Raw genomic sequence first — 25,535 nt, 5'->3', positions numbered from 1 at the left:
GTGTTATAAAACAACTTAAACTTTATGTTTAGTAACCTGGATTTTGTACTAGGTTTGGATTGGCCAAAACATCAGATACTGGGATTGGGAAAATCAACCTTGTTGCATCTGCAGCTTCTTTAAGGTTCCATGCTCTAAGGTATTGTCCAAATCTGATCAAATCTTGTCTTCTTACAGATTCTTGGTACAATTCACGTCCTCTTTCTGCCAATAAATCATCTTCTGTGATTGAAGTAAGTGCAGAGGCACCTCTAGTGGCACGTAAATCGTTGATCATGGCCAATGGACTTGTACCCATTCTGAACATAGCTTCAGCTTTCATCAAATAAGCATCTGCAAAACGATATTTAACAACGTGCTGTCTTCTATCACCACCTTCTTCGTTAGGGTGATATTTCAACATTCTGATACCTGAAGTTTCCAATTGAGCATTATCACCTGGAGAAGTGTATTCCGCTTTTTCGGTTTCTCTTGAGAATACCAATGGAATTCCACCAACATTGTTTCTAGCATTTAATGGGGTACCATCTTGCTCATATTGTTGGTTGATCAAGAAACCTAAACCGATACCAAGGTTTTCAGCATTCGCTGTACTTGGATCGTGAACCACACCTCTTCGCTCTTCTTGACCATCACTTGGATAGTTGGTGTCTGTAGGACCTTCGAATAGATCGTAGAACTCAGCTAGAGTTGTAAATCCATTCCATCCCCCTCCATCATTTCCAGGAGAGTTTTGGTTGTAGTGCAATGTGTGCCACATTCTGGATCCAGCATCGGCTGGTGACCACCAAATGGTCTCAACATCATTGCTAGGTCTGAAAATATCGAAGAATTCCCCAGAAGCAGCTAGAGTATATCCGCTTGCGGCGATTTCATCAACTGCATCGATAACCACTTGCATGTCTGCAGGGTCCGCAGCTGTGTCAAGGTAAACGTGCTTGTTTAAATGAACTTTTGCCAAAAGGTGCAAAGCAGAGGCTTTTGTTGGATTTGATTTTAATGCAATTCCGTCACCAGCAGTAACGTCTGGCAAATCTAGGATAGCTAGGTTCAAATCGTTTACAATAGAATCAATAGCTTGTTGACCAGTCAATACATCAGGAATTGCACTGTTTGGAAGGTCCACATCTCTGTAAGGCACCTGTCTCCACATGTCCAAAATCCAATGCATGGCCCAAGCTCTGTAAAAACGAGCTGCAGCTTTTTGCTCAGTAATATCTCCACCAGCAGTATTCACACTTTTTGGGCTGATAATACGTGTGGCATTGATAGTAATACTGTTCAATTCTCTCCAAGGTGTTGTAATATCGGAAAGTTCGGCATTCCATGTTTGTCTGTGAATAGACAACCATCTACCATTATCCCCCCAGTCAGTACCCCTTGTTGGTACAATATATTCGTCTGTTGATACCTCGTTAAGAGCAAATAGACCTTCTTGGTTACCCAATTGTCCACCTGCAACAATGTTTCTAAGGTTAGCAACTTCACCTTGCACGTTTGCTACTCCAGCAAACCCGTCTGTTATTAATGAGTCTGTACCTTCAATCTCCAAATCGGTGCAGGAAAACACCAAGGAGGCCAAAAGTGTAATATTTAAAAATTTAGTTATGTTCTTCATGGTTTGCAATTTTTTTAAAATGTAACATTAACCCCAAAAGTGAAAGTTCTCGGTCTTGGGTATTGAAGATAATCAATAGAGGCTGATGGCAAACCATTTGCAGGTACATCACTAGTGCTTACTTCGGGATCTAAACCGCTGTAGTCTGTAATTAACCACAAGTTCTGACCGTTTACACTAAGACGCATACTCTTTAATGAGCCATCGCCACTTAATGGAACGTTATATGAAATCGAAGCCGACTGAAGTCTTACAAAATCTCCTTTTTCCAAGAAATATGTACTTGGGTTTGTTGCAGATAGTGTAACCCCGTTGTCCACTACGCTTTTCAAGTTGTTTCTACTACCAATCTGTGGAGCTGCAAACAAAGCGTTAGCTGTGTTATTGTACACATAGTGTCCAAATTGACCTGAGAAGAATACTGATGCATCCCAGTTTTTGTAGGAAGCAGAAGTAGAGAAACCTGAAATAATTTTAGGAAGACCTGACTTGTCCAAAATGGTTGGGTCGGTATCTACATTAAAGTTTTCGTCTACCTCACGCAAGTTGTATGTAAACAATGGTTTTCCATTGGTCAAGATTTGGGAAGTTGTTCCCGTAAGACCTTGTCCGTAAAGGTTACCCGCTTGAATGTTCGGGCCATTGTAATTGGTCAACTCGTTTTGGTTGTAAGAAATATTGAAGTTGGCATTCCAGTTGAAGTCCTCTCCTCTAAGAATGTCGTAATCCAATCCAAATTCAATACCTTGGTTGATGATTTTACCATCAACATTCTGGAAAACGAATGGTGAAGTTGCAGGCTGTACAGCTGGCAAGTTCAAAAGAATGTCTGTTGTTTCTTTACGGTACAAATCAATGTTACCTGTGAAACGATCGTTGTTGAATCCAAAATCAATACCAAAACCGTATTGGGTTGTTGATTCCCATTTAAGGTCTGGGTTAGCGAATGCAATTTCAGATGTTGCAGGTGAAGTGATCTGTGAATTAGCACCGATACCTAATTGGTTCCATCTTGTTCTGTTCACAAACTGCCCATAACCAAGACCATCTTGGTTACCAGTGATACCCCAGCTCAATCTCATTTTCAAAGTAGAGAAGGCATCGCCCGTAAAGTCTTCTTCGTTTAATTTCCATGCGAAAGCCGCTGAAGGGAAGTAACCGTATTGGTTATTTCCACCAAATCTTGAAGAACCATCCGCTCTAACGGTCGCAGTAAACAAGTACTTATCCATTAGCGTGTAGTTAACCCTTCCAAAGAATGACTGTAACTCATCAGTATTATCAAAAGTATCTACTGTAAAGGCATCGATTGGAATGTTTGGCAATGTCAAGGTAGATTCGTTCACATTTGGAGTTAGTCCCAAAATTCTGAATTGATCACCAGCATCCGCATCATCTTGAAAAGTACCGATTCCATAGGCTTGATAGTTACTTGCCAAATTGTAAGTAGCATCATAAGCACTGTTGGTAGCATCAATAATAGCTCCTAAGTTGGCAGTTCCGTAACCTTGACCCAACATGTTTTGTCCTTTCCTATTGAAATCTTGGAAGGAGAAACCGATAAGGGCATCAAGACTAGAGTTTTCGTATTGTTTGTTGTAGTTTAAAGTAAGTTCTACCAAACGGTTTTCAGTGTCTAGATTACTTACAGCAGCACGACCATTGTTTTCTGCACCATTGTTCAAGGCTAGAATTTGTGGTCCTGAAACCTGACCTCTTGTTGAACTGGAAGTATCATAACCAACGTTCAATTTAGCTGTCAATTCTTCCGTAATGTCATACTCCAAAGATAGGTTTCCAAGGAATCTATCGGTATGGGTATTATCATCGTAGTAAGCCAAAAGGTTGGCAGGGTTTCTATCTGGTGCAGCACTAATGCCAGGGTTTGCTGTTAGCGTTGGGTTTGCATAATAAGCGGCTGCAAGCAAGTCACCAGTACTACCCGAAGTTCTACTGATAAACGGTGCTTGATCGTTGATTCTTGAAACAGTAGCTTGTAAGTTAACTCTAAACTTATCATCAAAGAAACGGTGAGCAGCGTTTACTCTACCTGTGATTCTTTCCAAGTTGGTATTTTCGATAACACCAAATTGCTTAGAGTAACCAAAAGTGGCTCTCACATTACCCTTACCATAGTTTTGGGCATATGAAAGGTTGTTGTCTGTAGAAGCAGAAGTTCTAAAGATGTAGTTCTGCCAATCTGTGGCACCTCCTAAGTTGGAACCTCCACGCTCAATAAACTCTTCAGCAGTCAACAAATCATAAGTGTTGGCCACTTTGGAGATACTTAAATTGGTTGTGAAACCCCATTGTCCTTGTGATCCTCCACCTTTTCCAGATTTAGTGGTAATTACCACAACACCATTAGCACCTCTAGAACCGTAGATGGCAGTTGCAGAAGCATCTTTCAAGATACTCATGCTTTCAATATCATTTGGATTCAAGAAGTTCAAAGGGTTTTTAGAACCACTGGTACCTACACCAACATCGGCACCACTGGCGGATACACTTTCGTTGGTTACAGGAACACCATCAATAACAAATAATGGACTGTTGTTTGATCGAACTGATGCAGTACCACGAATTCTCAAGGCAATACCAGCACCAGGCTCACCACTTGATTGGGTGATCTGAACACCGGATGTTTTACCTTGGATCAACTGTTCCGGGGATGAAATTACCCCACCGTTAAAATCTTCCGAGGTTACAGCGGCAACCGAACCGGTCGCATCTTTAACTGTAGTTTGACCGTAACCAATAATTACAACCTCGTCCAATGCCTGCGCATCTTCTTGAAGTGTAACGTTAATTGTGGATTGGCCATTTACAGGAATTTCTTGGGTACTGTAGCCAATGTAGCTAATCACCAATACAGCAGAACTTCCAATGTCGCTTAAGGTATAATTACCATCAAAATCGGTCTGCGTACCATTGGTAGTACCTTTTACCAACACGCTCGCTCCTGGTAGCGGTCCGTTAGCGTCCGAAACGGTACCAGATACGGTTTGAGCCTTTGCCAATCCGAAGCACAGAAATGCCCCAAGAAGCAAAAAGCTTTTCAGTAGCGTAATCTTCATAATTAATTTAAAGTTTAGTTAATTTTAATTCAAGTGTTAAACATATATAAAAAAAAGGTTAATCAAAATTTAAGCATATCGCATAATAATACGAAAACGTTTTAGTGTTAATAACTTCGACAAGTGTAAAAACAACAATTATTATTTCCTTATTTTTAATTAAATAATATAAGTGATTGTAGAAATTGCGAATTCCGCAATATATGCCCTAATATAGTATTTTATTTTTTGATTGCCCTGGGAAAGTGCAAATTGGGCATGTTAAACTGCTATTGAAATTGTTAAAAAGAAGCATTTTGACAATTTGTTAATGCTATATTGAGTAATTTTCCATGTTAATCCAGAATTGATAATTCCATATCGTTGAAAGCCAAGATTACGTTAAAAGATATTGCCCGGGAATTGGAGGTCTCCATCTCCACAGTTTCAAAAGCTTTAAAAAATAGTGAGGAAATAAGCCGTGATACCAAGGAGAAGGTACAGGCTTTTGCCAAACTCTATAATTACAAGCCGAATAATATTGCCATCAGTTTAAAAAACAAACGCACCAAAAATATTGGAGTGGTTATTCCGGATATAGTCCATCACTTTTTTACTACGGTTATTCGAGGTATTGAAAAGTATGCCAATGCCAAAGGGTATAATGTTATTGTATGTTTGTCCGAGGAATCTTTTGATAAAGAAGTGATCAATATGGAAATGTTGGCCAATGGGAGTATCGACGGATTTATTATGTCCCTTTCTTCCGAAACCCAACGCAAAGGCGATTACAATCATTTAAAGGAAGTTACCGAACAAGGAATTCCTGTTGTTTTGTTTGATAGGATTACTCAGGAAGTTGAATGCGATAAAGTGGTCATTGATGATGAATTGGGAGCTTATCAAGCAACCAAAAAATTTATCGATCAAGGGAAGAAAAAAATAGCCCTGATTACAACGGACGATTATTTGAGTGTAAGTAAGGAGCGTACCAACGGCTATAAAAAAGCATTGGAAGAAAGCCCACTTGGGATTAACACCGATCTAATGCTTAAAATGGATTCCATGGAAATGGATGAGCAAGCCATAAAATCCTTCTTGAATAAATATGAGCCAGATGCCGTTTTGTGCGTCAATGAAATTTTTGCCGTTTACAGCATGCGCCTAGTACAAGAAAAAGGACTTAGAATTCCAGAAGACATTGCCTTTATCGGATTTACTGATGGCGTTTTGTCCAAATATGCCAATCCAAGTTTAACTGTTGTGGCGCAACATGGCGAAAAAATGGGAGAGGTCTCCGCTCAAATGCTAATCGATAAAATCGAAAGCGAAGCCGAGGAAGAAACTTATCAAACCAAAATACTCGAACCTACTTTGGTCATCAGGGATTCCATTGCCCATTAATTCTTTGGACCAAAAAATAGTTTCAACTACATGAAAACAAATTCCCTACTCACTTTTTTGGTTGTTTTTGCCATTATATCTTCGTGTAAGCAGAAAACCGAAACAAAAACCACTCAGCCCATAACTATGAAAAAGAAAGAAGTAGTTTATCAGGTTTTTACCCGTTTGTTCGGAAACACCAACACCACCAATAAACCCTGGGGAACAATCGAGGAAAATGGCGTGGGTAAGTTTGCTGACTTTACCGAAGAAGCACTTCAAGAAATTAAAGATTTAGGGGTTACACATATTTGGTACACCGGGGTTCCTCACCATGCAGTAATAAACGATTATACAGCATATGGAATCTCTAATGATGATCCCGATGTTGTGAAGGGGCGAGCAGGGTCACCCTACGCTGTAAAAGATTATTATAATGTAAACCCAGATTTGGCCCTAGACCCTGCTATTCGGTTACAGGAGTTTAAAGAGCTGATTGAAAGAACTCATAAGTCGGGTTTAAAGGTAATTATCGACATTGTGCCCAATCATGTGGCCCGTAACTATGAGGGTGTGACCAACCCAGAGGGTGTGTCCGATTTTGGAGCAGCTGATGATACCACTAAAGAATACGATGTAAACAATAATTTCTATTATATCCCAGGGCAATCCTTTAAGGTACCTGAGTGGCAAGATGGTTATTTGCCTTTGGGCGGTGATAAAAACCCTTTGGCCGATTCCAAATTCGAAGAAAATCCAGCCAAATGGACAGGCAATGGTTCACGTTTAGCACAACCAAATTTTAACGATTGGTACGAAACGGTAAAGATAAATTACGGGGTGCGTCCCGATGGAACAAAAGATTTTGAACAGCTGCCAGAACCCTACCGAAATATGGATTATAAAGCCCATTTCGAGTTCTGGAAAGATAAAATAGTGCCCGATTCTTGGGATAAATTCAAAGATATTGCCCTTTATTGGTTGGATTTTGGTGTAGATGGCTTCCGTTTTGATATGGCTGAAATGGTTCCCGTTGAATTCTGGAGTTATATGAATTCCAGCATCAAAATGAAAAATCCAGATGCATTCTTGCTAGCTGAGGTTTACAATCCAAGTTTGTACAGAGATTACATCCATTTGGGCAAAATGGATTACCTCTACGATAAAGTCGAATTATACGATAGCATTAAACACATAATGAAAGGTTATGGTTGGACCGACCATATTCCGGTAGTGCAACGTGGCATGGAAGATATAGAACACCATATGCTTCACTTTTTGGAGAACCATGATGAGCAGCGGATAGCCAGTCCTGATTTTGTTGGTGATGCAACCCTCGCAAAACCTGCCATGGTGGTTTCGGCAACTTTGAGCACTTCCCCTACCATGATATATTTTGGACAAGAAGTGGGGGAGCCCGGTGCAGAAGATGCAGGTTTTGGAGACCCTACCCGAACCTCCATTTTTGATTACATTGGAGTGCCACATCATCAAAGATGGGTGAACAATAAAAAGTTTGATGGAGGTCAATTACTTCCGCAGGAAAAGGATCTTCGTGATTTTTATAAACGTTTGCTCAACTTTACAATTAAAAGTGATGCTTTGATGGGAGCGTATCAAGAAATTCACTTTTATAATAAAGATAATACAGAGAATTACGACCATCGTGTGCTATCCTATGTTCGATGGAGCGATGAAGAAAAACTGATCATAGTTTCCAATTTCGATGCACAAAAAAATTATGCCTTTGATTTAAAACTTCCTGAAGATGTGGTTTCCAAATGGAATCTCATGGATGGTGATTATAGATTGATGGATGAATTGTATGGAGAGGAAAAACCCGAGCTTCATATAAAAGAGGGCAAAGGCCAATTCAAAGTGAAACTGGAACCATTGCAATCCTATATTTTTAGTGTAAAGGAGTAATCCTGAATTAAATAGCGTAAAGTAGGATTTGAAGGATGATTCCTGTTGCTTAATTTCATTTTCAAATCGTATTTTTAGCATCCAACTAACAACCAAAATAAAATGAGAAACTTACTTGTAACTTTAGCTGCCATTATATGTTTAACAAGTTGCGAAATGACTAATTCTAAACCGTTGGTGATTGGACATAGAGGTGCCATGGGCCACGAAACAGAGAATACCTTGGCTTCAATTCAAAAAGCTATGGACTTGGGTGTTGACATGATTGAAATCGACGTTTTTAAAATCGAAAGTGGAGAAATTGTGGTTTTTCATGATGAAACTGTAGATAGACTTGCCAATGGAAGTGGTCCTTTGGAGCTTTTCAATATAATAGACATGAAAAAGTTGACCTTGGATGGAGGGCATAAAATCCCGATGCTTCAAGATGTGTTAAGATTAATTGACAACAAGGTCGCTCTCAATATCGAATTAAAAGGTGATGGTACTGCAGACAGGGTGAATTTCATCACCTCCAGCTATATTAAAAGACAAGGATGGTCTCCTGAAAATTTCATCATTTCCAGTTTTAAATGGAACGAGTTGGAAGATATGCGAGGGTATAACGATAGTATTCAAATAGCTGTACTTACCAGTGAAGACCCTTTAAAAGCCATTGCAAAAGCAAAAGAACTTAAGGCAACTGCAATTAATCCACAGTTTGAAACCTTGACCCAAGAAAATGTAAACCAAATGCATGAAGAAGGCTTAAAGGTGTACACTTGGACAGTAAACGAACCTGCTGACATCGAAAAAGTGAAGTCATTTGGGGTAGACGGGATTATCACCAATTATCCGGAAAGGGTGAACTAATGTTCGATGTAATCATTGTTGGTGGCGGTGCAGCTGGTTTTTATGGAGCCATTCATATTGCCGAGCAAGCCCCTCATCTCAATATTGCCATTTTTGAACGGGGTAAGACCGTTCTGTCCAAAGTAAAGGTTTCAGGTGGGGGTCGCTGCAATGTAACCCATGGGGAATTTATCCCAAAAGAACTAACTACAAATTACCCAAGGGGTAAAAAGGAGCTTTTGGGCCCTTTCCATAAATATGCCCCAATGGATGTCATGTCATTTTTTGAAGAAAGAGGAGTTCCTTTAAAAATTGAAGAAGATGGTCGAGTGTTTCCAAAAAGCGATTCATCGCAATCCATTATTGATTGTTTGTTGGGAGAAGCGGAACGATTAGGGGTAGATATCCTTAAAAATAGTTCGGTAAAACAAATAACCAAGTTGGAAGAAGGGTGGCAAGTTACCACCATGAACAAACACTATCATACCAAAAAATTATTGTTGGCCACAGGAAGCAATCCCAAAATCTGGAACATTCTGGAGGCATTGGGTCATAAAATCATCCCTCCCGTTCCTTCACTTTTTACCTTTAATATAAAAGATGAGCGGATTGAAGGAATTCCAGGGATAAGCACCTATGCCGAAGTTGAGGTGTTGCCCAAGAAAACGTTTATGGTCGACAAAGGAGCATTGAATCTTAAAAGTAAGGTGAGCCAAGAGTCGGCACTATTTTCTGATGGACCACTTTTGATCACGCATTGGGGATTGAGCGGACCAGCTATCTTAAAACTTTCAGCTTGGGGAGCTAATTTGCTAAATGATTATAAATACAATTTTAGAATCAAGGTGAATTGGTTGCCAGAGTATACAGCTGATTCCATAGAAGCCTTTTTAAGAGAGGTAAAACAAAAGGAACCTAAAAAAACTGTTTTTAGAACCCAAGCTGTGGATTTGCCCAATCGACTTTGGAAAAAATTGGTAGCTGGTGCCCAAATCTCACCCGAAGAACGCTGGGCTGATTTAACCAAAGAAAAACTGCAGGAGTTGGCCAATCAACTTACGGCATGCTCCTTTAAAGTGGAAGGGAAAAGCACCTTTAAAGAAGAATTTGTAACCGCAGGAGGAATTGATCTTAAGGAAATTGATTTTAAAACCTTCCAAAGTAAATTATATCCCGATCTCTATTTTGCAGGAGAAATCATTAATGTAGATGCCATAACGGGTGGATTCAATTTTCAAAATGCGTGGACAGGAGCTTATTTGGCGGCCCAATCCATTGCCTCTTCCACTTAATTACTGCAAAACTATAGCAACCACAGCTGCAATCGTAGCTCCTAAAATTGGTCCAACAATTGGAATCCAGGAATAGCTCCAACCCTTATCCGCTTTATTTTTTATAGGTACTAAAGCATGTACAATTCGTGGCCCCATATCACGTGCAGGGTTGATGGCATATCCAGTTAAACCTCCCAAGGAAAGTCCAATACTCCAAACAATAAAAGCAACGGGTAATGCACCAAGTGAACCCAATCCTATTATGGTATTGTCGGAACTTAATGTGGCATCAGTAAAAAAGAGTACCGCAAATATGAGCACAAATGTTCCCACGATTTCCGAACCCAAATTGAGCAATGTATTTGGGATTGCAGGGGAAGTGCAAAAAACAGCTCTTTTTAATGCACCATCCTCGGTAGCTTCAAAATGTTTTTTATTGATTAACCAAACAGTAAATGCACCGCCAATTGCTCCAATAAATTGCGCTACCACAAAACCAGGTACAGAGGCCCAATCAAACTCTCCTGCAACAGCCAATCCGATAGAAACTGCTGGGTTGAGGTGGGCACCACTATAAGGTCCTGCAACCACAACACCCGTATAAACAGCTAAGGCCCACCCCGTGGTAATCACGATCCAACCAGAATTGTTGCCATAAGTTTGTTGCAAGCACACATTGGCATTTACGCCGCACCCTAAAACAATGAGTAAAAAAGTGCCTATAATTTCAGAAATAAAAGGAGTCATAAATCAAAAATAAGTTTGAAAGGAAATATTATTCGGTTTCGGTCCAGTATTCCAAAGCTTTGATTGCTCGGTACCAGCCCTGAATGTTTTTTTCAATGGTTTCACGATCTTCAGTAGGCGTAAAGTGCACATCAGATTGCCATATATCCTGAATTTCGGCAGCATCTTCCCAATATCCAACAGCCAATCCAGCTAAATAAGCCGCACCCATTACGGTCGTTTCCACAATTTTGGGTCGAACAGTCGTCGTATTCAAAACATCAGCTTGAAACTGCATCAGTAAATTGTTGACTGTGGCGCCACCATCAACACGAAGTTCTTTTATGGAAATTCCAGAATCAGCCTCCATGGCTTTTAAAATATCCATGGTTTGGTAGGCAATGGATTCCAATGCGGCACGAGCAATATGCGCATCGGTACTCCCTCGAGTAAGGCCAAAAATGGTGCCTTGGGCATGTTGGTTCCAATGTGGGGCACCAAGCCCCGCAAATGCTGGAACAAAATACACCCCATCCGAACTATCAACAGATGTGGCCAACATTTCCACTTGGGACGATTTTTTAATAATTCCCAATCCATCTCGCAACCATTGCACCACAGCACCAGCAATAAAAATACTGCCTTCGAGGGCATAATGTGTTTTTCCATTTATTTTCCAAGCTACCGTGGTCAACAAATTGTTTTCTGAAATGATGGGTTTTTCCCCAATGTTCATCAACATAAAACACCCTGTACCATAAGTGTTTTTTACCATCCCTTTTTGAGTGCACATTTGTCCGAACAAAGCAGCTTGTTGATCACCTGCAATACCAGCAATCGGAATTTTGGAGGCAAAGAAATTTGGGCAAGTGTTTCCGTAAACTTCACTGGATTGTTTCACTTCGGGAAGCATACTTTTTGGAATGGTGAACAATTCCAACAAATCCTCATCCCAATCCATAGTGTTGATGTTGAAGAGTAACGTTCGACAAGCATTGGTTACATCCGTAATATGAAGATTGCCCTCGGTCATTTTCCAAATCAACCAGGAATCTATCGTCCCAAGAACCAAATCACCAGCTTTTGCCTTTTCGCGAGCGCCTTCCACATGATCCAATATCCATTTGACCTTGGTGGCCGAAAAATAGGAATCGATGACCAAGCCCGTTTTTTCACGAATCATTTTCGATTTCCCATCCTTTTTTAAAGCATCGCAATAATCGGCTGTACGTTTATCTTGCCAAACAATGGCATTGTAAACAGGATGACCTGTATTTTTATCCCAAACCACAACCGTTTCACGCTGATTGGTGATGCCAATGGCCGCCATTTGTTCCGCTTTAAGTCCTTTTTTGCTCACCACTTCGGCAGCGACACCAGCTTGGGTAGACCAAATTTCATCGGGATCATGTTCAACCCATCCAGGTTTAGGGAAAATTTGGGTAAATTCTTTTTGGGCAATGGAAATTATAGTCCCTTTTTTGTCAAAGATTACAGCACGGGAACTCGTGGTGCCTTGGTCCAAGGCAAGAATATATTGGTTCATTTAATAAATTTATGTGCCCTTGAATTTAATAAATTTAATCTGAGTAACAGTTAGCTAATTATGGAGAGTATGTTTGTAGCCCTTTTAAGGGGCATTAATGTTAGTGGTCAAAAGAAAATCAAAATGGCAGATTTGAGAGCTGTTTTGGAGGGAGTTGGCCTGCAAAATGTACAAACGTATATCCAAAGCGGTAATGTTGTTTTTGAAAGTAAGGAACAGGATAAATCCAAGCTTGAACAATTAATTTTCAATACCATTCAAAAACAATTTGGATTTGAAGTTCCGACTTTAACTTTGAGAGCGAAGGAGATTGATGCTATTATAAAATCCAATCCATTTTTAGGCAAAGAGGAAGAAAACAAACTTTATTTTGTCCTTCTTAAACAAAAACCTTCCACAGATGTTACCTCAGAATTCAATCAATTAAAATATGTACATGAGGATTTTCAGGTTTCCGATAATTGTGTCTATTTACTTTGTAAAAATGGATATGGAAATGCCAAACTCAACAATAACCTCATTGAAAAAAAGCTTAAGGTTGAAGCTACTACACGAAATTTAAAGACCATGCAAAAATTGCTGGAAATGACCCAAACCATGTAATTGAACTTTGAATTTGACCTAGGACTTGAGTTTGAACTTGAACTTGAATTTGTTTTTGCCCTCGCTACGGATTAAGCTCCCAAATTTTATAGTTCAATGCTGCGGCAAACGCAACCCATAATAAATAGGGAACCATCATCAAAGCGGCAGGTTTGCTGATTACACGGAACCATTTAATGGTCAATATGATCATGGTCAATAAGGCCAAGATGACAATCATACCACCAAAAGGATTTTTCAAACCGAAAAAAACAATGCTCCAGAGTGCATTCAATAATAATTGGAACACAAAGTGATAAAGAGCAGTTTTCACCCAAATGTGGTGGTATCCTTTAGACCAAACCACTCCTGCGGCAACACCCATTAAAGTGTACAACAAGGTCCAAACTGGTGCAAAAAGTTCATTTGGAGGCGTAAAGGAAGGCTTGTTCAGTGTTACATACCAGTCGTTTACAGAACTTTGCGTGGCAATTCCCGACAGAAAACCTATAACAAGGCAAACAGCAACACTAATCGCTATGTAAACAATTCTTTTTTTCATGGTTGGCGCAACTTTGACTAAAATAATAATTTATTTCAATCCAATTCCCTGAATGTGGCATGCACCGTATATTTGTCCAAACAGCTTTGGTATGACAGAACAAGATTTTTTGCCCAAATCCTATTCCAATTTTCCAGATAATGGTTTTGTAAAATGGAAGGCTCCAAGCAATATTGCATTGGTAAAATATTGGGGAAAAAAGCCAGTCCAGATTCCAGCAAATCCCTCTGTCAGTTTTACGTTGGATACCTGTGCAACCACCACTTCGATTGCATTTACAAAGAAAGATGAACAAGAAGCCTTCTCGTTTGATCTATTGTTTGAAGGAAAGCCAAGGGAAGATTTTAAACCAAAAATCCAGACATTTTTTGAGCGTGTCGAAAAATACCTTCCATTCCTAAAGGAATATCATTTTCAAATAGAAACTTCCAATTCATTTCCACATAGTAGTGGAATTGCATCTTCAGCCAGTGGGATGGCTGCATTGTCCATGTGTTTGATGGATATTGAAAAGCAGCTAAATCCAGAAATGGACGATACCTTGTTTTATACAAAAGCATCCTTTTTGGCTCGATTGGGTTCGGGAAGTGCTTGCAGAAGCGTAAAAGGGGATTTAGTACAGTGGGGCGCCCACGAAAATATTCCAAATAGTTCTGATGAATTTGGAGTTCCCTATCCGTTTGAAGTACATGAGGTATTCAAAAGTTATTGTGATACCATTCTTTTGGTCCACAAAGGTGAAAAACAAGTGAGCAGTACGGTTGGTCATAATTTGATGCACGGTCATCCGTATGCCGAAACCAGATTTCAACAAGCATTTGACAACTTGGATGCCTTGAAACCTATTTTGGCTAAAGGGGATTTGGAAGGCTTTATCAAAATCGTGGAGAGCGAGGCCTTGACCTTACATGCCATGATGATGACCAGTATGCCTTATTTTATTTTGATGAAGCCCAATACGTTGGAAATCATCAACAAGATTTGGGAATATCGCGAAGAAACCAAAGTTCCTGTTTGCTTTACGTTGGATGCTGGAGCTAATGTACATGTGTTGTACCCTTTAAATCATAAAGAAGAAGTGCAAAAGTTTATTGACCAAAAATTGGCCCAATATTGCGAAAATGGCCAATATATAAATGATCAAGTAGGAAAGGGTGCCGTTGAAATAAAGGGTTAAAAATGAACAGCTAAGCCATTTTTTTGCGTTATTTGCCATGAATTTTGACAACAATACAGGATTTTAAAGATGATATAGTTTTGTTTATCGATTTAAATTAAAAATCAAACAAAATTGTTTGTATCTTAGTATCAGCATATGAAAGGTCCATTATTTTATTCCAAGATTTTACTTTTCGGAGAGTATGGCATCATCAAAGATTCCAAAGGGCTTTCCATACCGTACAACTTTTTTAAGGGTGCCTTAAAACGGGATAAGAATGATTCCGAAATGGCTCGGAACTCCAACAAAAGTCTTAAGGGATTTGCAGCTTATTTAAAAAATCTAGAGCAAGAGGAAGAGAACTTGGTTTCTTTTGACTTGGAAGCTTTGGAGACCGATATTGCCAATGGGATGTATTTTGACAGTTCTATCCCCCAAGGGTACGGTGTCGGAAGTAGTGGTGCTTTGGTGGCTGCGATTTATGATCGTTATGCCAACGATAAAATCACCATTTTGGAAAACCTTACTCGTGAAAAATTGTTGTTGTTGAAGAAGATTTTCGGTAAAATGGAATCTTTCTTTCACGGAAAATCCTCTGGTTTGGATCCTTTGAACAGCTATTTGAGCCTACCTATTCTAATCAATTCACAAGATAATATTGAATCGACCAGTATTCCTTCGCAAAATACCGAAGGAAAGGGAGCCGTTTTCTTATTGGATAGTGGAATCACTGGGGAAACAGCACCGATGGTTCAGATTTTCATGGAAAAAATGAAGCAGGAAGGGTTCAGAAATATGGTAAAAGACCAATTTGTGAAGCATACTGATGCCTGTGTGGAAGATTTTTTGAGTGGCAACGTAAAATCGTTGTTCGGAAATCTAAAACAACTTTCGCATGTCGTTTTTGACCACTTCAAACCTATGATTCCTTCCAAGTTCCATCAACTATGGCAACAGGGAATCGAAACCAACGACTACTATCTTAAACTATGTGGTTCTGGTGGTGGTGGATATATTTTGGGCTTCACCCAAGATCTTGAAAAAGCAAAAACTGCCCTAAAAGGCCACAAATTGGAAGTGGTCTACAACTTCTAAAAAAGCCATTTCATGCTAAGCAGAAAAAACAAACTCTTGCTGTTTAAGCTATTGAGTCTGTTCTCTGTGGTTCGGGGCTACAATATTTTGGTAATTACCCTCGCCCAATATTTGGCATCCATTTATATTTTGGCACCCAACACACGTTTGCGCGATGTGGTATTGGATCTCAATCTTTTTTTAATTGTGACTGCTTCCGCACTGACCATTGCCAGTGGTTATATCATCAATAATTTTTACGATGCTGAAAAGGATTTGATCAACAAACCCACCAAAAGTATGCTGGATCGTTTGGTGAGTCAGAGGTTTAAGTTGACCACCTATTTTATCTTGAATTTCATGGCTGTTTTTGCAGCCAGTTATATTTCCTTCAGGGCAGTGTTGTTTTTTTCAGCATATATTTTCGGCATTTGGATTTACTCCCATAAGCTTAAACGCATTCCTTTTATTGGAAATCTGGTATCATCGACCTTGGCAATTGCGCCTTTTTTTGTGGTTTTTGTGTATTATGGCAATTTTCAAACGGTGATATTCGTGCACGCCATTTTTCTCTTTTTGCTGATTTTGGCACGCGAAATGATCAAGGATTTGGAAAGTATGCCTGGTGATATGGCCCAAAATTACAGGACCATCCCAATTATTTATGGCCCTAAAGTTTCGAAATTTTTGATTGGATTGCTCATTGTTCTCACTTTGATTCCAGCTTTATTGCTCATCAAAACTTTTGATATTGGCTACATGTATCTCTATTTTTCAGCTTGTATTCTGTTATTGGTAATTTTCCTGTTTTTACTTTGGAAGGCTGAAGCAAAGAAACATTACTTCTGGTTACATAACATACTTAAATTCATTATTGTAGCTGGGGTTTTTAGTATTTTATTGATCGATGTGGATGTAGTGCTGAACAGAATTTTGTAATTCTTTGTGCTTAAGGTTTTTTGGAACCGAAAAAGAGTACATTTGCAAAAAAATTACGACTGATGGCGAAATCAGACAATAACAGAGGCAGAAGACCTGCAAGACCTACCCGAGGGGGTGATTCAAGAAAACCGTTTGGCAAGAATTTTTCTTCACGACCAAGACCCAAACAAGATCAACCACAGAAAAAATCCAATCCCGATGAGATTCGATTGAATCGCTTTATTGCGAATGCAGGGATTTGCTCGCGTAGGGAGGCTGATACTTACATTGCTGCTGGGAATGTGACCGTAAACGGGAAACCTGTTACCGAAATGGGTTATAAGGTAAAGCGTTCCGATGATGTTCGTTTTGATGGCAAACGCCTTAGTTTGGAGAAAAAGGAATATATTCTTTTAAACAAGCCCAAAAACTTTATCACCACAACTAGTGATGAAAAGGGCAGAAGAACCGTAATGGAATTGATCAGTAGTGCCACCAATGCCCGATTGTTGCCAGTTGGCCGTTTGGATAGAAATACAACAGGATTGCTGTTGTTCACCAACGATGGTGATCTTACCAAAAAATTGACCCACCCAAAACATGGCGTTCGTAAGATCTATCATGTGCATTTGGACAATGCGCTAAGTCTTCGTGATTTGCACCAAATTGAAGAAGGCTTGGAATTGGAAGACGGACCTATTCATGTGGACAGTATCAGTTTTATTCAAGGGGCACCCAAGCGTGAGTTAGGGATCGAAATTCACAGTGGACGTAACCGCATTGTACGCCGTATTTTTGAGCATTTGGGCTATCAAGTAACCAAGCTTGATCGTGTTATTTTTGCCGGACTTACCAAAAAAGATTTGCCACGAGGTCATTGGCGACATTTGACCGAGCAGGAGGTGATTAATTTGAAGAATATAAAGTAAGAAAGTAAATTTAAACTTATAGGTTCAGTATTTTCATGTACCAATGGTTTTATACGATAAATCCTGTTGTTCATATAGGAATTTTCAAGTTTTGGGTATTTATTTAGTAAATTTTATTATCCATTACAGGGTATAATGTATTTAACTCCATATCTCTCATGTTTATCAAGGTTGCCTTAATTTGGGTTCCTTAAGTAATTCCAGTATATTAAACTCAATTCTTTTTACCAGTAGTGATTTATTCTATTTTTATAATAGGAGCTGTATCTAGGTATCTTAAAGAGACCAAAAATTTATCGGCTTCTAAAAGAGTATTTTTGTAAAGTTTAAAATTATTTCGATTAAAAAATCCATGTTTCTCTCCTTGATAAAGTTTTAAATCACACCTGCCACCAATTTTTTCAACAACATATTGAAAATATTGTGCTGTTACCACAGGAATATATTGATCTTCAGTCCCCAGAAATATTACTATGGGAGGTGCCTCTTTTTTAATGTTGTGCAAGGGAGAAAAGTTTTTATAGTTCTTTCCGATTCTTTCATAGCCATATCCTCCTGGACCATTATCAATTACAGGATTAAATAGTATCAATGCATTGGGCCTGCAATCTTGTGATAAATCATCAGTTGCTTCGTTATAATCATCAATGAAAGCGGTTGCAGCGGCTAAATGTCCGCCTGCAGAACCTCCTAATGCAATAATTTTGGATTTGTCAATGTTAAATTGAGATGCATGCTTTCTTAAAAACCTAATGGCAGATTTGGCATCTTTAAGTGATTCAAATGGGGTTGTATGATTCTTGCTTTCTGTTCTGTAATCAGCCAAAAAGCATACAACTCCTCTTTTAGAAAAGTATTTGGCGTGATTAAGAAAGTGTTTGCGATTGCCGTTTTTCCAACCGCCACCGAAAAAAAAAATTAATGCGGGATAGTCTTTATTTTGTTCTATTGTTTCTGGATAATAGGTTTCTAAGTATAATTTTATTGAATCTATTTCCTTGAAGAGAATTTTGTCCTGTGAGGAGCAACTTGAATAAACACTAAGAGCAAATAAAAGTGGTAAAAAACAATTTCTCATCATATTCAAGCAATTTTGGATGTTTTCTATCAACTGATTGAATTAAGCTTTTTTTGACTTAAAAAGCCACTAGTAATTGACGAATGCCCCTTTTGGGTTGATGGATGAAGATTTTATTTAGGTTTTTTACACAAATAAATCTTCTCCTTTGGATCCAACCCAAATCGAAATTGCTCTTCGACGGAAAAAGATGATACGTAGTCATCTTCGGTAACCTGAAACCCCATTTTTGCCAACCGATCTTTATAATCTTGTCCATACCAACGCACATGATCTTTTTGACCAAAGGCCTTTAATCTTCCTTTTTTGGAGGTGATGGAAAAATCTTCGTAGGTATGCTCTCGGTTATAATCCAGTGGAACTTGAAAAATACCTGAGCCACTAGGTTTCATTACCCGATATAACTGATTCATGGCAAGGTGGTCGTTTTCGATATGTTCCAAAACATGGTTGCACAATATTAAATCGAAGTAATTGTCCTCAAAGGGGATTTCGGTAATATCAACTTTATGGATTTTCACAGTCCCACCATATGTATAAAGGTTAGGATAGAGATCACAAGGATAGTACTCCAAATTTTCCAAAGCCGAAAATGATTTGTAAAAAGCCTTGGCTGGGGCAAAATGGAGCAATCTAACCGTGTGCTCCATTAAATTTTTATATTGAATATATTTCCAAATCAATCGATGCCTTTCTAGTGATCCACAATTATGGCATTGTGCATTGGGCCTGTTTTGTTTGCCAAAGACCCCAAATTCCATGTAGGTTGCATTACAGATGCAGCAAACAACTTTGTCTCCTTTAAATTGTTTTTCCTTTCTTCTTTTGCGGATTTCTTGCAAAGAGAAAATGCGAGGGTTCTTCATTCTTCAAACGTGTATTATAACTTGAAAAATGAAGATCAGGAAAAAGTGAAGCTAAATTTTCCACCAATTGACGAATGCCCCTTTTGGGTTGATGGATTTAAATTAATGAGGCTCCCATACCGTTTCTAAAAACTATAGATATGCTCAATAGATAAAGTATCAATGACATAATTAGTTCTAATCCAAGTCCCCAGAGAATTCTGTAAATTTTTCTGCTGTTACTCAATTTACAGATGATGGGAATTGTGAACAATGGTGTAAAAGGTATGGCGAACCATACTATTTGTCCCAAAGTATCCACCTTGTCTTTAAACATTAAGTATTTTAATTCGAAATATATAACTCATATACCTCATCCAGCTGCTTACTTTTAAACTCTCCATCATCTATGCGTTTTGCTAGGGACTTATAATCGCTTAAATAGGTAGAGGCCGCATTTCGAAAACTTTTTTCGTGCCCAATTTGAAAACCTGACATTTGGGCGGTAATGTATGTGACCACATCCTCGCTGGGTCGCCTAAAATAATAGCCGATACCCGTGAACCCCACTTGACCAGAACTGGTTATTTTAAAATCTCCGTCCTTATCAATCTTGTATCGCTGTCCAGCGGTGTAGTAATTCAATTTTTTATGGGTTCTGGCCAGTAACAACCAGCCTTTCTTTTTGGTGATATTCGTGTATAGTTCTCCATTTTTACGGGTGAGTTGCATTTTAATGGCGTTTCTTTCCAAGACATATTGATGTCCATCTTCCAGTGTAAAAAGGATTTGAAACAAGTCATCACTTTTTAAGCTGATGGGTTGATCATCCTCAGTACCTTTAAAACTGACTTTTTTTTGGTTTCCATTTGGAAGTTTGGCATAACCGGATTGCGTAGAGCCATCGGCAAAAAGGATATCGGCCTTATAATAGGATTGGCCAAACATAAAGTAAGCAATAAATAGGGATAGGATAAGTAATCGGTTTTTCATGACGATACGGGATTTATTGATTTACCTCAAGTGGTATTTACCGTAAGATCATAAATCAAAGGGCTAAAAATAACTGCCAATTGACGAATGCCCCTTTTGGGTTGATGGATGGATCTAAAAACAAAAAGCGGCTTGATTTTTAAATCAAACCGCCTTTACTATATTTTGAAGCGTTTTTTATACAAAACTGATGCCTTGTTTGGCACAAATTTCAGTCACTTTGGCAAAATCTGGCGGTCCAGGTGGCAATTGCGCCAATTCGGCAAACATAACTTCTATTCCCGCTGGGAATGCGCTTGAAATCATTTGAGCCTTTTCAGTGCCTACAACCTTCCAAGCATGCACAACATCCCTAGGTGCAAAAGCGATATCTCCAGCCTTTAAGAGGGTAGTTTTTCCACCAACCATAATTTCCACTTCACCTTTGATCACCCTAAAAATTTCATCCTCTTTGGTATGGATATGTGGAGGAATCCCAACACCCGGATCTACATTGCTCACCCATTCCACAATTTGGTTGCCCGTATCTTTTCCAGAAACTTTATGGGTCTGAATATCTCCAATCACATTCAGAACATTCCCTTCAGTTTCTTTAATAATTTTTGGGTCGTTGGCTTTGGTAAAATTGGTTTCGGAGTTGCGGTTTTGTCCCTGAAGTAATCCAGGTATAAGAGCCAACCCCAATCCCACTCCAGAGGTTTTAATAAATTTTTTTCGGTCCATAATTTAAAGTTTGGTTCAAATTAGGTCGAGAACATAGAAAAGACAATGTGAAAATCTCGGTAAAACCCTAGATTATGGGTGCAACTAATTGTTTCTAAGGGCAGAGGGTGTTGTTCCTGTATGGGACTTAAAGAAGTAACTAAAATAATCAGGGGAGGTAAAACCCAGTTCAAAGCTGATTTCCTTAATGGTTTTACTCGAAAATTTAAGGGCGTGTCTGGAGCGCATCAATAGTTGCTCAATAATAATGCTCTTGGACTCTACATTGAGCACCTCCTTTACACACTCGTTCAAATATTTGGGTGAAATATGGAGAAGGTCCGCATAATGTGCAACCTCGTGATGTTTGGAGACATGCTTGTTCACCAGCGACTTAAAATTATAGACCACATTGGTTTTGGAACTGTTGTTGGATGCAATGGACTTAATATTACATTGTCCATCACAATACACAAAAAAGGTGTTTAACAAGGATAAAATAGCATCATCTTTATGATTGAGGTGGGAACCCAAAAGTTCGTCGATCATCTCCAAAATGGCCTGTGTTCTTTTCTCAATACCAGGGCTTAATTTGAACAAGGGAATTTCACCTCCATTAAAAATTCGAACTTGGTTGATGTGAAGATGGCTCAATGAGGGTTGGTTCAACACTTCAGGGGCTAGGTATAAAATATAACCGCAAGAAGAGATATTGTCCTTTTTTAAAACCTTCCATTGATGCTTTGGGTTGATAAAATAGATGGAATTGGATACGTTTTTATACTGAACATGGTCAATCTCAATCGCATCCACTTCATCCTTAATCCAGCAAACAGCAAAATCTTCGGCCCGTTCCTTTTCGGTAGTTTCATGAATGATCTGAGCAATGGTAATGGAATCTGGCTTCATTTCTAACCAATACGATATTAAAAGCGGTATTGTTTGTTGGGTTGATTTTTAAATGTGATGTATCACACATAGTCAATATCGAAAAAATCAGTCATAAAAACAAGACCATTCGTCCAGAGGTAATCGTGTGAAGATGTAAGGTTAAGATTCTATTTGTTGAACCAATACGTGAACTTAAGCGTCAACGACCATAAATTTCCCTCTAAAGGCGATAACTGCTCATTGTTGTTAAACACCAAAAATAAATCAGAGGCAGGGGCGTAGCGCCATTGCAATCTGGAGTTAATGCCAAAATTATTGTTCTGCTCATTGTATTGGAACAAAGTATTCCAGAATAATTTATTGGTAAAAGTGATATCTGCCTCTGTACCTACCAACCAAAAATCAGTAGTGTACCAAGGTTCGGGCAAATCCAAATTATTATAGCTCAATGTGGCTCCTATACGGGCGTAGGGTTGAAAACGATACCCCAATTGCGCATTTAGATTGGTGCGGTATCCTCCTGAAAAATAACGTCCCAAACGACTGCTCATCTCATAAGTGAATAGGCTTTTTGGTCGAGAACGGTATTGCATAAATACCCCGTTCCAATGGTGTTGTGATCCTGCCTCCAATTCCTCCTGGCCAGTGTTAGTGGGGTCAAATGGAGCTAAAAGTTGCACATATTCATTAAAAACATCCAAGCTCACGGAACTTCTATCCAAAAAATTCACTTCATAACCTACTATGGATACGTAATCGGTGGAGTTCATGTTTGGGTCAAAAAAGTAAAAACCAGTATACTTTGGTCCGTGACTTACTATCTTTTTACTGGCAGGTAAAAATTGATACCCCAGCGAACCACTAAATTTGATGTAATTGGTTCTCGGTACAAATCCCACCTCAGAAGTAAAATCATCCGAGATATATTCTTCCTGAATTCTCCAGTTCCATTTTCTACTGTTGTAGGCCAAGTGTGCACCCTGTGCAATTCCGTTGTAAGAAGAATCAGGGCCAAAAGACTTCAACATAAAAACCTTACCATTGTATTTGTTATCGGCGGATGCAAGGTTGTATTCAAGCCCTAAATTTCGATTGAATTTGGTGTATTCCGTCTGTAAACTGTCCGAAAGTGAATTGTAGTTCAATGATTCTTTGTTCACGAACATAAAACCAATGTTGGAACGGGAAAACACCTTTTGCTGTAATGAAAGCACAGCAAAATTCTGACTGGGTAGCCCCGTTTCGTCCAATTTGTCTGTTTGCATGTCCATTAATCCCAAACGTAAATTACGGTTGAGGTTACCGCTCACTCTGGCACCTGCAATAATGGGAACGCCCAACCCAATACGTCTTGAAAAGAACGGGCGAATAGATCCGTATCCAAAACTGGCAAAGAGGTCGGCATTTTCAAGGAAAAACTGTCTGCGTTCTGGAAAAAAGAGCTCAAAACGGGTCAAGTTGGCTACTTGACGGTCCACTTCGACCTGTGAAAAATCAGGATTTAAGGTCAAATCTAGATTCAGCGAAGAAGAAAGTCCGAGTTTTACATCACCACCTACTTTCACCTCATTATCATATTGTAAATCTTCAATGGTTGAATTGCCCACCGTTCCCAAAACATAGGGGATAATGGAATAATTGAGACCTTGGTTAGGGGGAGGATTGTCCCAAATCAGATTTCCTGTGTATGCCAATGAAGCGGTCGGAAACTGTCTCGGAATTGGCGTCCAACTCGATTTTTCATTCGTACTCAAATCCAATCTAGAGAAGTTGATACCCCATTCTTTCACTCCTTTTTCATAGCGAATGGATTTAAAGGGTATGGCCATTTCTACGACCCATTTGTCTTCAAGAACCTGCACTTCGGATACCCATTTACTGTCCCAATTCAGGTCAATGCTACCACCGTTGGACATGGTGCCGTCCCACTGTGCGCCATAGGCGTTGGCCCCAAAACTAAAACCAGTGGTAAGGTTATTGAAAGGATCCATGAACAACAAAAAGTTATCGTTGCCACCAAAGGAAAAATCCCTACGAAGCGATTCTACCACATAGGTGTTCCCTGGTGTTTTAAAGAACGTGGCCAAAAGGTAGATGTGCTTGTCATCGTAGGCCATTTTAATCTCCGAGGGTTGGGTGGCTTTACGGTCGTCCATGGGGAGGACCATATAAAAATCTTGGGCTGGTTCGGCAGTTTTCCAAGTTTCTTCGTCGCCCTTACCATCTATGATAAAGGTTTCGGTGGTTTTGTTGATGTGAATGTTGAAATTCGCATTTTTCTTTTGGGCAAAAAGACTTTGGGCACCAAAGAAAAGAACAACAAAAAGGTTGGGGGCTAGGAGTTTGTTTGTCATTGTTAGTTTGTGCGCCAAAAGTAATAAATTACTTTAATTTTTAACAATGAATCAATATTCAATACCTCAATTTATTGATTGTGTAATTTTAGCTGGTTTTTAGAGATTGAATGGATGTCTTAAAAACTACTTTCTAAAGATTATCCAGCTCATTTTACTTCTCTTCCAAACTGCTAAACTCCACAAATTCGTATTGAGGTGATGCCTCCAATAATTGACGCAAAATGGCAGCATGACCGTTACCAAAAACCACTAAAATTCGTTCTTCAGGACTTTCGGTGATTTGTACCAATTTGGAAAAAATACGGGCATTGCGGTTGTACCACCAAATGGACAAATTATCCGCACCCTGCATACCGCCAGTGGAAAATGCACCTGTAAGATATAGTCCAAAATTGGCATTGTGAGCTTCTCTGGAATTCATGGATTTGAAATAGTCCAACAAATGAACTTGTTTCATCATCTTATCGCGATGTTCAAAATAAGCTTCTGCGTATTTCCAATAAGGATCTTCCATGTCCCAATTCACTTCACCAACCAAAGATTTTAAGTAAATGGAATCTTTCTTGTACAAATCGTCACTCAAAGCCCAAGTGTCTATGCCGTAAACGGAATCCAATCCCATTTCCATGGCGATACGCATGCCCAATTGGTAGCGCTCGTCACGATTGTCGCGATGCTCTCCATTTTTGTACGCCTCATATTTTTCCATAGTGTTCCATTTAGGCTGGGCCTCAATGGCAATTTTAGTGGGTTTAAATTTTTTGATGTAGGCCACCAATTCCTCTAATTCTGACTTTTTGGGTTCTTTGAGTACATCAATTTTGTTCTCATCGGTAGTCTTTAATTGATCCAAGCCAGGAAAATCAAAATGAAAAGTGCCCACCACCAATACTTTGGTTTTTTGTTTGGGGTAAAATTCGGATGGCGGTTTTAGTTGGGTTTGTCCAAATGCAAAGGAGGAAACAAATACAAGAAAGAAAACTATTCGATACATGGTTATGGTTTTCTTGTAAGGAGATTGAAGTGGTTAGATTGTTACAGTTGGACTGGAAAACGATGGAATTATAGGAATGTACTTATCG

The 25,535-nt window shown here is 39.1% G+C and carries 21 protein-coding genes; 9 read left to right on the top strand and 12 right to left on the bottom strand.

The features are described 5' to 3' along the window. Positions 1–28 precede the first annotated feature (28 nt). On the bottom strand, positions 29–1,618 hold the full coding sequence (locus BLQ18_RS00970) for a RagB/SusD family nutrient uptake outer membrane protein (protein ID WP_090291777.1): 1,590 nt from the start codon (positions 1,616–1,618) through the stop codon (positions 29–31). A 14-nt stretch (positions 1,619–1,632) separates the two neighbouring features. Continuing rightward, positions 1,633–4,695, bottom strand: a complete 3,063-nt coding sequence (locus tag BLQ18_RS00965; protein ID WP_090291775.1) for a SusC/RagA family TonB-linked outer membrane protein — start codon at positions 4,693–4,695, stop codon at positions 1,633–1,635. A 363-nt stretch (positions 4,696–5,058) separates the two neighbouring features. Here BLQ18_RS00965 and BLQ18_RS00960 point away from each other — a divergent pair, with 363 nt between their 5' ends. From BLQ18_RS00960 to BLQ18_RS00945, 4 genes are all read left to right on the top strand, one after another. Beyond that, entirely contained in the window at positions 5,059–6,078 is a 1,020-nt protein-coding gene (locus BLQ18_RS00960) for a LacI family DNA-binding transcriptional regulator (RefSeq protein WP_090291773.1), read from the top strand. A gap of 30 nt (positions 6,079–6,108) precedes the next feature. Then, positions 6,109–7,983 carry an alpha-amylase family glycosyl hydrolase gene (locus tag BLQ18_RS00955; protein ID WP_090291771.1) on the top strand — a complete coding sequence of 625 codons (1,875 nt, stop codon included), beginning with the start codon at positions 6,109–6,111 and terminating at the stop codon, positions 7,981–7,983. A gap of 156 nt (positions 7,984–8,139) precedes the next feature. After that, positions 8,140–8,835 carry a glycerophosphodiester phosphodiesterase gene (locus BLQ18_RS00950; protein WP_090291769.1) on the top strand — a complete coding sequence of 232 codons (696 nt, stop codon included), beginning with the start codon at positions 8,140–8,142 and terminating at the stop codon, positions 8,833–8,835. Continuing rightward, positions 8,835–10,106 carry a BaiN/RdsA family NAD(P)/FAD-dependent oxidoreductase gene (locus tag BLQ18_RS00945; RefSeq protein WP_090291767.1) on the top strand — a complete coding sequence of 424 codons (1,272 nt, stop codon included), beginning with the start codon at positions 8,835–8,837 and terminating at the stop codon, positions 10,104–10,106. The genes BLQ18_RS00950 and BLQ18_RS00945 overlap by 1 nt, the downstream gene beginning before the upstream one ends. Here the strand turns inward: BLQ18_RS00945 and BLQ18_RS00940 are convergent, their stop codons facing one another. Both BLQ18_RS00940 and glpK read right to left on the bottom strand, forming a co-directional pair. Continuing rightward, positions 10,107–10,835, bottom strand: coding sequence for an MIP/aquaporin family protein (locus BLQ18_RS00940; protein WP_090291765.1), 729 nt, complete (start codon positions 10,833–10,835; stop codon positions 10,107–10,109). A gap of 28 nt (positions 10,836–10,863) precedes the next feature. Continuing rightward, positions 10,864–12,360: a glycerol kinase GlpK gene (gene glpK / locus BLQ18_RS00935; RefSeq protein ID WP_090291763.1), complete on the bottom strand. Its 1,497-nt coding sequence runs from the start codon at positions 12,358–12,360 to the stop codon at positions 10,864–10,866. A 60-nt stretch (positions 12,361–12,420) separates the two neighbouring features. Between glpK and BLQ18_RS00930 the strand changes: the two genes are divergently transcribed. Next, positions 12,421–12,963 (top strand): DUF1697 domain-containing protein, encoded by a 543-nt coding sequence (locus BLQ18_RS00930; RefSeq protein ID WP_090291761.1) that lies wholly within the window; start codon positions 12,421–12,423, stop codon positions 12,961–12,963. Positions 12,964–13,027: 64 nt separating this feature from the next. Here BLQ18_RS00930 and BLQ18_RS00925 read toward each other — a convergent pair whose 3' ends face one another. Next, a complete protein-coding gene (locus BLQ18_RS00925; RefSeq protein WP_090291759.1) occupies positions 13,028–13,504 on the bottom strand; it encodes a TspO/MBR family protein in 477 nt (158 codons plus the stop codon). Between the two features lie 91 nt (positions 13,505–13,595). Between BLQ18_RS00925 and BLQ18_RS00920 the strand changes: the two genes are divergently transcribed. The 4 genes from BLQ18_RS00920 to BLQ18_RS00905 all read left to right on the top strand — a co-directional run bounded on the left by BLQ18_RS00920 (position 13,596) and on the right by BLQ18_RS00905 (position 17,587). Beyond that, the gene (locus BLQ18_RS00920; protein ID WP_090291756.1) at positions 13,596–14,681 is read left to right on the top strand and encodes a diphosphomevalonate decarboxylase; all 1,086 of its coding nucleotides are present in this window, start codon (positions 13,596–13,598) and stop codon (positions 14,679–14,681) included. Positions 14,682–14,819: 138 nt separating this feature from the next. Then, complete coding sequence (locus BLQ18_RS00915; RefSeq protein WP_090291754.1) at positions 14,820–15,758, top strand: mevalonate kinase family protein; 939 nt, start codon at positions 14,820–14,822, stop codon at positions 15,756–15,758. 12 nt (positions 15,759–15,770) lie between these two features. Further along, positions 15,771–16,676, top strand: coding sequence for a geranylgeranylglycerol-phosphate geranylgeranyltransferase (locus BLQ18_RS00910; RefSeq protein WP_090291751.1), 906 nt, complete (start codon positions 15,771–15,773; stop codon positions 16,674–16,676). 62 nt (positions 16,677–16,738) lie between these two features. Next, a complete protein-coding gene (locus BLQ18_RS00905) occupies positions 16,739–17,587 on the top strand; it encodes a pseudouridine synthase (RefSeq protein WP_090291750.1) in 849 nt (282 codons plus the stop codon). A 238-nt stretch (positions 17,588–17,825) separates the two neighbouring features. Here the strand turns inward: BLQ18_RS00905 and BLQ18_RS00900 are convergent, their stop codons facing one another. The 7 genes from BLQ18_RS00900 to BLQ18_RS00870 form a co-directional block, all read right to left on the bottom strand. After that, complete coding sequence (locus BLQ18_RS00900; RefSeq protein WP_245668047.1) at positions 17,826–18,668, bottom strand: alpha/beta hydrolase; 843 nt, start codon at positions 18,666–18,668, stop codon at positions 17,826–17,828. 110 nt (positions 18,669–18,778) lie between these two features. Beyond that, the gene (locus BLQ18_RS00895) at positions 18,779–19,531 is read right to left on the bottom strand and encodes a class I SAM-dependent methyltransferase (RefSeq protein WP_090291748.1); all 753 of its coding nucleotides are present in this window, start codon (positions 19,529–19,531) and stop codon (positions 18,779–18,781) included. A 324-nt stretch (positions 19,532–19,855) separates the two neighbouring features. Continuing rightward, positions 19,856–20,503, bottom strand: a complete 648-nt coding sequence (locus BLQ18_RS00890; RefSeq protein ID WP_139150346.1) for a hypothetical protein — start codon at positions 20,501–20,503, stop codon at positions 19,856–19,858. Between the two features lie 177 nt (positions 20,504–20,680). After that, on the bottom strand, positions 20,681–21,226 hold the full coding sequence (locus BLQ18_RS00885) for a cupin domain-containing protein (RefSeq protein WP_090291744.1): 546 nt from the start codon (positions 21,224–21,226) through the stop codon (positions 20,681–20,683). 84 nt (positions 21,227–21,310) lie between these two features. Next, complete coding sequence (locus BLQ18_RS00880; RefSeq protein ID WP_090291742.1) at positions 21,311–22,114, bottom strand: helix-turn-helix domain-containing protein; 804 nt, start codon at positions 22,112–22,114, stop codon at positions 21,311–21,313. Positions 22,115–22,263: 149 nt separating this feature from the next. Then, on the bottom strand, positions 22,264–24,450 hold the full coding sequence (locus BLQ18_RS00875; protein ID WP_090291740.1) for a DUF5916 domain-containing protein: 2,187 nt from the start codon (positions 24,448–24,450) through the stop codon (positions 22,264–22,266). A 154-nt stretch (positions 24,451–24,604) separates the two neighbouring features. Further along, a complete protein-coding gene (locus BLQ18_RS00870) occupies positions 24,605–25,447 on the bottom strand; it encodes a DUF5694 domain-containing protein (RefSeq protein WP_090291738.1) in 843 nt (280 codons plus the stop codon). Between the last annotated feature and the right edge of the window lie 88 nt (positions 25,448–25,535).

Source organism: Flagellimonas zhangzhouensis (genome assembly GCF_900102925.1).
Taxonomy (GTDB): Bacteria; Bacteroidota; Bacteroidia; order Flavobacteriales; family Flavobacteriaceae; genus Flagellimonas; species Flagellimonas zhangzhouensis.
The sequence above is the reverse complement of the archived record's forward strand: the minus strand, read 5'-3'. Positions and strand labels throughout refer to the sequence as shown.